We start from the raw sequence: 12,025 nt of genomic DNA, 5'->3' as shown, positions 1-12,025 counted from the left end.
ATTTGTCACGGATATTCTTGGAGTTTCTCCAGATTCTAATTCATTTTGCGGTATATTTGCTCCGGTTTCGACTATAAAGACATCCGTTACTTTAAAATTTCTATACTCCAATTTCAAACCTTAATCTTTATCTCATCATCATCTAAATTTATATCGCTTCCAAATAAAACGCTCTCTAAAATCGTTTTTTCAAATTCTTTTTTATCTATGCCGTTTTCAAAAAGCAAATAATCAAGTACGACTTTTTTAAAATCTTGCTCAGTTATCTCAAATTTAGGCTCGGGCATTTTGTATTGCAAGCTTTCATTCGGTTTTATCCATTGGCAACTTTCGTCGCCACTTTGTTTGTATATTACATCAACCCAAAAATCTTCAAGCTCTTGCCATTTGCCCTTTAAATCGTGGCGCCCTTGATTTTTAACGGTTTCTAGTCCATCTTCTTTTATGTAGCATCCGAAAATTTCCTTACTTCCCTGCGGTTCATGTGCTTTAAAAATAAAAATAGATGTTTCGTTTGCACCTTTCATTCGAGCAAAAACTTCTTTGGGAAGTTTAATAATTTTTAAAAGAGAGTGCTTTTTAAGCCACTTTAAAACTTGTTTTTTGCCAACTTCAAGTTTGTTACTCGGTAGTAAAAATGCACAAATTGCACCGCTTTCCACATTGTCGAGCACGTTTTTTACTATCGTCAGGCAACCGAATTTGTTCTCATACGGCGGATTCATCAAAACTTTTGTGATATTTTTGCTCTTTATCCACTCGCAAGCCACTTCGCCTCTTGCGTCGTCGTGAGTTAAATTCGTCTTGCCGTCTTTATGAATTAGCATATTAGCGCAAGCCAAGGCAAACAACTCTTTATCGAATTCAATCCCGAAAAGCCTTTCGTTTTGGATCCGCTTTACGGCATTTTCGTTAAAATTTCCACCGACTTCGTTTATCATGTTATTCATGGCTTTTACTAAAAACGCGCCACTCCCACAACATGCGTCAAGGACGTTATCCTTATAATTTACGTTAGCTATACGGTACATAAGGCTCGTGATATGATCGGGCGTAAAAACCTGTCCTGCTTCACTTTTGCCTTTATAGCGGGTAAATTCATTAAAGAAAATTCCCATCACGTCTTCGCCGTTCCAGCTTTCAGCCTTTATATAGCCCGAAATCGCCACGACATCATCGATAAAGCTATCAATAGCTTTTTGATTTTTCGTATAGTTAAAGCTAATTAGATTAAACTGCTCTTTTATGATATCTAATTTTAAATTTAAGGCTTTTTGTTCGCTATACGAATTTTCAAGCGTTGAAATAATAATGCTTTGTAAAGTCGCAAAATCTCTGCCCTTTAAGCCTTTTAAATTAGCGCCTTTTCTATCTGCCACCAAAGCGCAAGCGGTGAAAATCATCCGATGTTTTAGATTGTTTATGCCGAAATTTACATGCAGATTATCGTTTATCGACTTAGTACAAGAATAAATTTTAGGCTTATCTATACTGCTTTGAGTAAAAAGCTTCAGATAATAATCTTTACTAAAAAGCTCATTATCCTCACGGTAAAATTTGTCATTTTTATAAATTATCGCTTCATTACCGTTATATAAAATCCCGACGACTTGGTTGTATTTAGTTTGAGCAATCTCTATATATTCTTGAAGTTGCGGCAAATTTAAGCTTAAATTTGAATTGGGTTCATAAGCCTTGGTTTCTAAAATAATAGCAGTATCGTTTTCGTTGTGCGGAAAATACCAACCGTCAGGCTTTTTTAAAATACCGTCAAAGCCTAGCTCGTTAAACGTAGTAATTTGTCCAGTACCGCTCTTGGCGTTTTTATCGTCTTGAAAGTTTAGTAGATTTGCCGCATATTGTCTTATGGTGTCTTCACTAACTCTTTGCGTTCCAAATTGCATTGTTGTCCTATTTTACAGTTTTTAGTCTATGTTTAATCGCACGTTTTATGTCGTTTAAATTTATTATTTCTAACTATTAAATTATTTAAATTATCTTTAACATTACCGCGTTTAGCGTTATTAGCGATAGATAAAACGCCTTTTGCGCGCTCATTTTTTCGCCGTTAAAAACCACTCCGACGCCCACGGCTCCGATCGCTCCGATGCCCGTCCAAATCGCGTACGCCACCGACATCGCCATCGCCTGCATCGCATAGCTCAAAAGCCAGAGCGAAAGGGCGAAATTCGCGGTTAAAATCAAAAAATTCGCCGCCTTTTTCACGCCGACGCTTTTTTGAAATTTCGTTAGAAAAAACACGCCCAAAACCTCGCAGCATCCCGCTGCTAAAAGAGCTAAAACGTGCATCAAGATTTTAGCCTTTTTAGCCCCAGTACGCCTGCAACTAGCGTCGCTATGAAAAATAGCCGCAAGGGATCTGGCGCCTGGCCGCTTGAGCCGTATTCGCTAACGCTTTCGGCGACCACGATAAAAAACGCTCCAAATCCCACAAATACGGTATATGCGACGCTAACGGGGATGTATTTTAAAGCCTTTATAAACGATACGAAGCTAACGCAGACTAACGCGGCAGTAAGCGCGAATCCTACGGCATCTTGGGCGTGTTTTAGCCCGTACGCCCAGCCGCACTCGGCGACCGCGCCGCCTAATACCCACAAAAAGCCCTTAGTTTGCATCGCCAAGAGCTTGCTTTATCTTAAAAATTTGATCGATATTTGCGTCTAGCTCGTCCAAATTTAGCATATTAGGCCCGTCGCAAAGCGCCTCGCAAGGATTTACGTGCGTCTCGTAAAAAAATCCGTCCACGCCGGCAGCCGCCGCAGCTCGCGCTAGATAGGGCACAAATCTCGCGTCTCCGCCGCTTTTCTCGCCCAAAGCCGACGGCATCTGCACGCTATGCGTCGCGTCGAAAATCACCGGCGCAAACTCCCTCATCAGCACCAAATTTCGCATATCTACGACTAAATTTCCGTAGCCAAAGGTGCTGCCTCGCTCCGTTAGCCACACGCCGTTTTGTTTAGCGACCTCGTATCCCTCGCCCTTTACGCCGCGCGTTTCTAGCACTTTTTTGACCGAGTGTTTCATCGCAGAGGCTGCTAAAAACTGCCCTTTTTTGATATTTACGACCGCCTTTGTCTTAGCCGCAGCTACGAGCAGATCGGTCTGACGGCATAAAAACGCGGGGATTTGCAGCACGTCGGCCACTTCGCCAACAGGCGCGGCCTGGTAGCTCTCGTGGATATCGGTTAAAATTTTAAAGCCGAATTCCTTTTTTACCTTAGCTAAAATTTCGCACCCTTTTTCAAGTCCGGGCCCGCGAAACGAGCTTATACTCGTGCGATTCGCCTTATCAAAGCTTGATTTGAAATAAAAATCTATCCGCTTATCTTCGTTAAATTTAACTAGCCTTTTTGCCACGTCGAAAACGAGCTGCTCGCTTTCTATGACGCAAGGCCCTGCTATTAATATCATTTTTTCTCCTTTATTTTTCTTTCACAACTAAAATTCCACTCACTATTACTAGCAAGATGCCTAAAAGTGCCAAGTGATTTGGTAACGCATCGCCCATAAAATAGCCAATAATAAGTGTAAAAATAACGTCTGCGTAGCTAACCGCGGCGATCACTCCAGCCTTTTTGCCAACTGCAAATGCCTTTGTCATAAACGCCTGAAAATAGTAGCCACTAAGCCCCATTAGCAAGATAAAAACGACATTGTGCCAGCTTGGCATAGCAAATTTAGAAAATAAAAAATCCAGAGGCTCATAAGTAAAAAACTCAGCCATCCCCATGCAAATAAGCGGCAAAAACGAGCCCCAAAGCATAAAGCTTAGCACGATCACGTTTGTGCCATAGCTCTTGTTTAGCTCCTTGACACTTGTGTAGGCAATAGCCGCTCCAAGGCCGCTCCAAATGCCGATGATATCGGTTTTATTGATACCTAAATTTGGCTGGATAACAAGCAAAATCCCGCCAAATCCCAAAAAGACAGCAAACCAGCCAAGCGAGCTTAGCCGCTCCTTAAACACGATAGCTGCGAGAATGGCTGTAAATATCGGGTTTGTCTTTTGAAAGGTAAAGGCTGTGGCTAAATTTACGTGCGCGACGTTGTAAAAAAAGGCAAAAAGCGCCACCGTGCCCACAAAACCGCGAAACATCAGCAAGAAAAAGTGCCCACCAGTTTGTTTAAATGGAAATTTATAGATGGCGTAGATGACAATGAAAAGTCCGATCAAATTTCTAAAAAAAACAACTTCGATAGAAGGCATATCTTTGCTCAGATACTTTGCAAATGCGCCAGTCACGGCAAACATAAAGCAAGCAAAGAGCATATAAAAAATGCCAAGATGTGAAATATAAAACCTTTTTAACATCGCAAAACCTCTAAATTTAAAGCACTCATTTTAATAAAAAATGGCTTAAATTTTGGTTGATTTTTTCTTTTATTTCGGCGCTTTTAAGCGTAATTTTATACTTTATATAAGTCAAAAATTTGTATAATCAGCCATCATAAAAAGGACAAAATTTGCAAAAAGTAATATTAGTAGGCAAGCCAAATGTCGGCAAAAGCTCACTTTTTAACCGCTTAGCAAGAAGACGCATCGCCATAACAAGCGACGTTAGCGGCACTACAAGAGATACAAACAAAGCTAAGATCGAAGTTGAGGGCAAAGAGTGTATATTAATCGACAGCGGCGGGCTTGATGATAGCAGCGAGCTTTTTAAAAACGTAAAAGCAAAGACCTTAGCAGAGGCTAAAAACTCAGACGTTATCCTCTACATGGTCGATGGCAAAATGATGCCAGATGATGAGGATAGAGCCATTTTTTACGAGCTTAGCAAGCTAAATTTACCAATCGCTCTAGTCATCAATAAAATAGACAGCAAAAAAAATGAGCAAAGGGAGTGGGAATTTATAAGCTTTGGCGCGAAAAATTCCTTTGGAATTTCCGTAAGTCACAACACAGGCGTTGATGAGCTTAGCATGTGGCTAGCAAAGCACTTAGAAGATAAAGTGCAGATAAAGGCCGATACGAGTGAAGATTTTGATGACTTTTTAGAAAACTATAACGACGAGGGCGAGCTAAGCGACGAGATAGACTATGAGAGCAAAAACATCAGAGTTGGCATCATAGGCCGCGTAAATGTCGGCAAAAGCTCACTTCTAAACGCACTTGTAAAAGAGAGTCGCGCCGTCGTTAGCGACGTAGCAGGCACTACGATTGACCCAGTAAATGAAATTTATGAGCATGATGGCAGGGTTTTTGAGTTTGTCGATACTGCTGGTATTAGAAAGCGCGGCAAGATCGAGGGTATCGAGAGATACGCACTAAATAGAACTGAGAAAATTTTAGAAGAGACAGACGTTGCACTACTCGTGCTTGATAGCTCTGAGCCACTAACCGAGCTTGATGAGCGTATCGCTGGCATCGCCTCAAAATTTGAGCTTGGCGTCATCATCGTGCTAAACAAATGGGACAAAAGCAGCGAAGAATTTGACGAGCTTTGCAAAGAGATAAAGGATAGGTTTAAATTCTTAGTATACGCGCCGATAATTAGCGTCTCGGCACTTGGTGGCAAAAGAGTGTATAAAATTTATCCGCTTATAGTTGAAATTTATAAAAACTACACTCAAAAAATTCAAACTTCAAAGCTAAATGAAGTGATCGGCGAAGCGACCAAAGCGCACCCACTGCCACGAGATAAAGGCAGAGTTGTGAAAATCTACTACGCAGTGCAGTTTAAGACAGCACCTATCATGATAGCGCTCATTATGAACCGTCCAAAATGCCTGCACTTTAGCTACAAACGCTATTTAACAAATAAGCTTAGAGAGAGCTTTAATCTAACTGGCGTGCCTATCGTGCTAATCCCTAAAAAACGTGGAGAGAGCGATGAAAACAAAGAACAATAATATCGTTTTGATAGGATTTATGGGCGTTGGCAAGGGTACGACCGCAAGGGCGCTAAGCAAGGCACTAAAGACGATGAACCTTGACTGCGACGACCTGCTAGAGAGCTCACAAAATATGAAGATAAAAGCTATCTTTGAAGAGTACGGAGAGGAGCATTTTAGGCAGCTTGAAAAAGATCTGGCTAAATTTCTAGCAACAAATGTCAAAAATGCAATCATCTCAACTGGCGGAGGCTTTGCAAAGGTTAAAAATTTAAATAAGATCGGCACCGTGATCTATCTAAAAGCTAGTTTTGACGCGATCATGCAAAGGCTAAAAAATAGCAAAAATAGCGAGAAAAAGCTTGCCAAACGTCCACTTTTAAGTGATCTAAAAAGAGCTGAGGCATTGCATCTGGAGCGAGAGGAGCTTTATGAGAAAAAGGCTGATTACATCGTCGAAGTCGAGGGTAAAACTCCAAAGCAAATCGTGAAAGAGATAAGGATGCTTTTAAAGATTTAGTTGTAAAGTGGTGGAAATACTGCTTGCAACGATAAATTTCAAGATCAGGCTGGATGGCTATCTCGCGTGGTGTTAAAATTTTGAAATGTTTGAGCTAAATTTAACGTTTTGTAGTTAGAAATTTTGGCAAAGTGTTTGGGAAAAATTAAATATTGCGCAGTCAAATTTTAATCAAAGCTAGGCATTTAGCCTGCTAAGCTAAATTTTAAGATTAGACTAGATAAAAATATCTGTCCTAATGTTAAAATTTAAACATTTTGGCAAAGAATTTTTTGTTTAGGCAAGGCGAAATTTTGTTTTTAAGCAAAGGCTAGACGTATGGTCTGCCAGTTAAATTTTAAGATTAGATTAGATACAAAAACTCTAATGTAACGTTAAAATTTAAAAAGTATTTTTGGTGAAGTATCGCGAGATGATTTTTTGCTTCTCTTTGTTCGCAACGCTAAAGCGACGAGAGTTGTGTAGAAATTTTAAGCCGAGGCTAGACACATAGTCTGCCGAAAGCTTAAAATTTCAAATCTCTATCAAAAGCGCTCACGAGAAAAAGCCAAAATTTGAAAGGATAAGATGAGAGTATTAACCGGCCTCCAACCCTCCGGCAAACTACACCTTGGCAACTACTTTGCCTCGATAAAGCAGATGGTTGATATGCAAGAGCAAAATGAGATGTTTATGTTTATAGCAAACTACCACGCGATGACGAGCCTTAGCGAGGCCAAAGCCCTAAAGCAAAACACTTTTGAGGCTGCGTGTGCGTTTTTGGCACTTGGGATCGATCCAAACAAGAGCATATTTTGGGTGCAAAGTGACGTTAAAGACGTGCTTGAGCTTTACTGGGTGCTAAGTCAGCACACGCCTATGGGCCTACTTGAGCGCGCGCATAGTTACAAAGATAAAGTCGCAAAAGGTCTTAGTTCACACCACGGCCTCTTTAGCTATCCTGTTTAATGGCAGCTGACATTTTGCTTTATAATGCGCAGGTCGTACCTGTGGGCAAAGACCAGATCCAGCACGTAGAGATCGCTCGTGATATCGCGATAAAATTTAACAACGAGCATGGAGAAATTTTTACATTGCCTGAGGCAAAGATCGATGAAAATGTCGCCACCGTGCCTGGCACAAACGGCGAAAAGATGAGCAAAAGCTATGGCAATACAATCGACATCTTTGCCGATGCTAAAACGCTTAAAAAGCAAATTTCTAGCATCGTGACAGACGGCACACCGCTTGAAGAGCCAAAACAGTGGCAAAACTGCAACGTCTATAATATCGCCAAACTTTTCTTAGACGAGAGTGGGCAAAAAGAGCTTCAAGCTAGATATGAGCGTGGTGGCGAGGGTCATGGGCACTTTAAAGCTTATCTAAATGAGCTTATTTGGGACTATTTTAAAGATGCGAGAGAGAAATTTGAGCATTATCAAAATAATCCTGACGAAGTGTCTGGAATTTTAGAAATAGGAGCCAAAAAGGCAAGTAATGTTGCTCAAACAACAATAAAAAAAGTTCGTGAAGCAGTCGGAATTTATTAATAAAGGAAAAATATGCAAAATTTATATCCATACGCACAGATAGTTCATCTTTTTTGTGCAATCATCTTTGTTGGTTACCTCTTTTTTGATGTAATCATTTTTAAGGCAGCTTGTAAAAAAATGCCACCTGAGCTTGCTCAAAAGACAAAACAAGCTATCGGTTCAGTTGCTATTAAGATAATGCCACTTTGTATCTTGCTTTTGGTATTAACTGGAGGCATGATGATGAGTAGCTGGGTCGGATCAAAGGCTGGAGGCTACTTTGAGACAAATTTACAAATCATTTTTATGATCAAATTTTTCTTAGCGATGCTAATCGTAGCTGCGGTTATAACAAATTTGAGCTGCAAATTTATATTTAAACGCCCTAGCCCACTTGGCAACATTCACCCATTTGCGCTAACAGCGGCAGTTTTTATAGTACTTTTTGCAAAAGTTATGTTTATGGTTTAAGGATATAGGATGATAAATTTAAAACTACTCGAGACAAATTACGATGAATTTGTAAAAAAACTTGAGGGCAAAAATGTAAAAGCTGGGCTACTTGACGAGCTTTTACAAACTTTTAACGAGCTAAAACAAAAGCGCAAAGCACTTGAAAATTTCCAAGCGATCCAAAACGCAAAGAGCAAAGAGCTTGGCATAAAGGCAAGAGCTGGCGAAGATGTAAGCGAGCTTAAAAATGAGCTAAATTTAAACAAAGCTGCCCTTGCTGACGCCGATGAGATCGTTAAACAATATGAAGAAAAGCTTGAACAAATTTCATTTAATGTGCCAAATATCACCGATGATGACGTGCCATTTGGTAAGGACGAAGACGATAATGTCTGCATCAAAACGGTGCTTGAGCCAACTAAATTTAGCTTTACGCCAAAAGAGCACTGGGAGCTAGGTGAGAGCCTTGGTTGGCTTGACTTTGAAAGGGGCGCAAAGCTCTCAGGATCTCGCTTTACCGTGCTTCGTGGCATGGGAGCAAGGCTTAGTAGAGCGCTTGTTAATTACATGATCGACTTTAACAGCGTGCGTGGCTTTGAGCTTGTAAATGTCCCTTATCTAGTAAGCTCAAACACTCTTTTCGGCACCGGTCAGCTGCCTAAATTTGAAGAGGATCTTTACAAAGTGCGTGACGAAGACCTCTATCTCATCCCAACCAGCGAAGTACCTGTGACGAATTTATACAATGACACGATCATTGAAGCTGAGCAGTTACCTATAAAGATGACTTGCTACTCAGCATGCTTCCGCCAAGAGGCAGGCTCAGCAGGACGTGACACAAGAGGTATGATCCGCCAGCACCAGTTTGAAAAGGTCGAGCTAGTAAGTATCACAAGACCTGATCAAAGCGAAGACGTGCTAAATGAGATGGTATCGTGCGCAAGCGATCTACTAACTAGCCTTGGACTTCCTCACCGCCATATGCTTCTTTGCAGTGGCGATCTTGGCTTTAGCGCGGCAAAGACGATAGACCTTGAGGTTTGGCTACCTGGTCAAGGTAAATATAGAGAGATTAGCTCTATTTCCAATACTCGTGATTTTCAAGCAAGGCGTGCAAAAATTCGCTTTAAAGATGGCAAGAAAAATATGCTTGTAAATACGCTAAATGGCTCGAGTCTAGCTGTGGGCAGGACCCTTATTGCCATCATAGAGAACTACCAAAAAGCAGATGGCACTATTGAAATTCCAGAAGTTCTTAAAAGGTATATGTAGTGGCTGAAGAAGAGGTTGTAGTTTTAAAACCACCTGGCGAGCAAGCAGAGCAAGAAGCGCCTGAAGAGGCAAAAACCGAAGCGCCTGAAGAGATCGTCTCGCTTGAGAGCATCGCAAGTGAAGGCGTGCTACAAGATGAGAGTATCCCAGAGCCAATCCCTGTAAAAAAGAGCAATAAAAAGCTCTTTATAATAGCAGGCGTGGTCGCTCTAGTGCTTATCATCTTAATAGTGGTTTTACTAGTTGTCTTGCTAAAGAAAGACAAAAAAGAGAACATAGATACTGCAAGTATCGTAAAAAATATAGAAAACAACTACCAAACGCAAAATTTTGGCGCTTCAAAGATCGATGAAATGATAAATAAAGCCAATCAGCTTTATGAGCGTGGCAATAAATTTGAGGCTCTAAAAATTTATGAAAACGTAGCTGTTTATAACCAATCTCTCTCAAACTATAACCTCGGCGTTTCGCAGATGAAACAAGAAAGATGTGATGAGGCGATCGTATCTTTTAACAAAGCTATAACCGATAGAGAAAACACAGCAGTTAGCGCCATAAATGCTGCTGTTTGCTCACTTGAGCTAAATAACACTAAAAATTTTAACTACTATATAGGACTTGCGGATTCATTTTTGCAGTATGAAAACAACTCGCCACTTTATAGCTATTACTACGCGCTTATAAACTACTATAAAGGCAACTATTACGAGGCGCTTCAAGCACTTTCTCATCCAAATACTGCAGATTATAAAAACGAATATGCATATTTAAGTGCAAAAATTTTATCACTCCTTGGAGATGATGAAAGAGCAATAGCTAAGCTTGAGAGCCAAAAGGCATTTAAGGCCGACTTCACGCTAGCTCAACTTTATGCAAGACTTGGCAAATACGACAAGGCAAGGGATTATTTAACAAAAGCTTCTAAAAATACGCCAAATATCGATCTTATCAAGATGACTGAGGCGCTAATTGATCTAAAAACTTCTGACTACGGCGACGCGGCTGCATTTATCAAAGATGTTTACGACTACAATGCTTCTTTGCCAAGCAAAATTTACAAGATAAAAACGATACTAAAGCCTGATCTTTTTGATGTCAGCCTAGCTCAGGCACACTTTAGCGATGATATTTTTTTTGATAGAACAAGGCGCTATGAGACGCTTTTTTACTTCGCGCCTTACAAGGTCTTTGATGCAAAACAGAGCATCGAGCAGATAAGAAAAGGCGGTGTTAGCGTCTTTTTAGACGATACATCAGCAGCAAATGACTATCTTAGCCAAAGTGCAGCTGCTTCAAAAGTAAATGCAAAACTTAGTGAAGCTATTGCAAAAGCACTAAGCTATCGCTTAAAAGAAGCAAATAAAGAGTTTGAAGAGCTAGCCAGCACTTATCCAAATCACTCTATCTTACAATACAACCTCGCCCTAAGTTATGCTCAGCTTGGAAATTTTAGCCTTGCTGCAAAACACTTCATAGCAAGCTATCACCAGGATGTAAATAACCATCTTGCAGGTATTTTTGGGGCGATTTGTCTAGATATAAATAGAAATTTAAACCCAAAACTCATTGAAGAGATCGGCGAAAATTTAGAAAATGACAAGAGTTTAAAGCCTGTAAATTTATATGCCTCGCTTCTAAGCCTGGTTAGCGGCAACCAAAGTGCGATGATAAGGTGGCTTGAAGAGCCAAAAGAGCAGACAATGCTAAATTTAGCCTTTGATATCATCATCGCAAAAGTAACAAACAATGATGAGCTAATGGCAAAGAAAGCTGATGAACTACTAAAAATTTTGCCAAATGATATTATTGCAAATATCTTAAATTTCATCTCGAAAAACAAAGAGCAAAATGTCAAAGAGTATGCAAAAGCGATACAAATTCACTTTAATGGTAAGCAGCTTGATTCAAACGCTTTCTATCACGGCGCTGATATCATCAAAAAACAATACATCAAGCTACTTCAAATTTCGGGCTTACTTACAAGAGAGCGTGATAAGTTAAGAGCTGAGCTAAAAAATGCTCCAAAGAATATAAATTTGATCCAAACTCTAGCCTATGTCGATATCTTTACAAACGATTTTGAGGAGAGCTATAAACTTTATAATCAAGCAATCGATGAGTTTAAAGTAAATGACGCTAGCACATTATTTTTAGCATCTGTGGCTGCAACAGGAGCTGGAAAAGTATCAAACGCGATCGCACTTTTAGAGCTAACAAAACTAAATGATGCTAGTGCTATCGAAAATAGAATAGCTCTTGGCCTAATGTATCAGCAGATAGATAATATAAAAGCAGCTCTTATACAATACAGCAAAATAGGAAATGTTGAGTATAAAAGCGAATTTTACGACTTTGAGATAGATAATGACTGATAAAAACTAGGTTTATGCGCCTAGTTTTAACTATTTTA

General features: G+C 40.0%; 10 protein-coding genes and 1 pseudogene. 6 read left to right on the top strand and 5 right to left on the bottom strand.

Annotated elements, in window-relative coordinates:
* Window positions 1-113 precede the first annotated feature (113 nt).
* From A3835_02220 to A3835_02200, 5 genes are all read right to left on the bottom strand, one after another.
* Window positions 114-1,904, bottom strand: coding sequence for a restriction endonuclease (locus A3835_02220; protein ORI08388.1), 1,791 nt, complete (start codon window positions 1,902-1,904; stop codon window positions 114-116).
* 85 nt (window positions 1,905-1,989) lie between these two features.
* Window positions 1,990-2,310, bottom strand: coding sequence for a multidrug transporter (locus tag A3835_02215; protein ORI08750.1), 321 nt, complete (start codon window positions 2,308-2,310; stop codon window positions 1,990-1,992).
* The gene (locus A3835_02210) at window positions 2,310-2,639 is read right to left on the bottom strand and encodes a chaperonin (protein ID ORI08751.1); all 330 of its coding nucleotides are present in this window, start codon (window positions 2,637-2,639) and stop codon (window positions 2,310-2,312) included. The genes A3835_02215 and A3835_02210 overlap by 1 nt, the downstream gene beginning before the upstream one ends.
* A complete protein-coding gene (locus A3835_02205; protein ID ORI08387.1) occupies window positions 2,629-3,435 on the bottom strand; it encodes a 3-deoxy-8-phosphooctulonate synthase in 807 nt (268 codons plus the stop codon). Before A3835_02205 ends, A3835_02210 begins: the two co-directional genes overlap by 11 nt.
* Window positions 3,436-3,445: 10 nt before the next feature.
* Window positions 3,446-4,336 (bottom strand): hypothetical protein, encoded by an 891-nt coding sequence (locus A3835_02200; protein ID ORI08386.1) that lies wholly within the window; start codon window positions 4,334-4,336, stop codon window positions 3,446-3,448.
* Window positions 4,337-4,488: 152 nt separating this feature from the next.
* Between A3835_02200 and A3835_02195 the strand changes: the two genes are divergently transcribed.
* From A3835_02195 to A3835_02170, 6 genes and pseudogenes are all read left to right on the top strand, one after another.
* Window positions 4,489-5,877, top strand: coding sequence for a ribosome biogenesis GTPase Der (locus A3835_02195; protein ID ORI08385.1), 1,389 nt, complete (start codon window positions 4,489-4,491; stop codon window positions 5,875-5,877).
* Window positions 5,858-6,379: a shikimate kinase gene (locus A3835_02190; protein ID ORI08384.1), complete on the top strand. Its 522-nt coding sequence runs from the start codon at window positions 5,858-5,860 to the stop codon at window positions 6,377-6,379. The genes A3835_02195 and A3835_02190 overlap by 20 nt, the downstream gene beginning before the upstream one ends.
* Window positions 6,380-6,946: 567 nt before the next feature.
* Window positions 6,947-7,908, top strand: a pseudogene (locus tag A3835_02185) (tryptophan--tRNA ligase).
* A gap of 12 nt (window positions 7,909-7,920) precedes the next feature.
* Window positions 7,921-8,361: a copper resistance protein CopD gene (locus tag A3835_02180; GenBank protein ID ORI08383.1), complete on the top strand. Its 441-nt coding sequence runs from the start codon at window positions 7,921-7,923 to the stop codon at window positions 8,359-8,361.
* Window positions 8,362-8,370: 9 nt separating this feature from the next.
* Complete coding sequence (locus tag A3835_02175; GenBank protein ORI08382.1) at window positions 8,371-9,615, top strand: serine--tRNA ligase; 1,245 nt, start codon at window positions 8,371-8,373, stop codon at window positions 9,613-9,615.
* Window positions 9,615-11,987 (top strand): GTP pyrophosphokinase, encoded by a 2,373-nt coding sequence (locus A3835_02170; GenBank protein ORI08381.1) that lies wholly within the window; start codon window positions 9,615-9,617, stop codon window positions 11,985-11,987. The genes A3835_02175 and A3835_02170 overlap by 1 nt, the downstream gene beginning before the upstream one ends.
* The last annotated feature ends 38 nt before the right edge of the window (window positions 11,988-12,025 follow it).

It is taken from the genome of Campylobacter concisus, assembly GCA_002092835.1.
Lineage (GTDB): Bacteria > Campylobacterota > Campylobacteria > Campylobacterales > Campylobacteraceae > Campylobacter_A > Campylobacter_A concisus_K.
The sequence above is the reverse complement of the archived record's forward strand: the minus strand, read 5'-3'. Positions and strand labels throughout refer to the sequence as shown.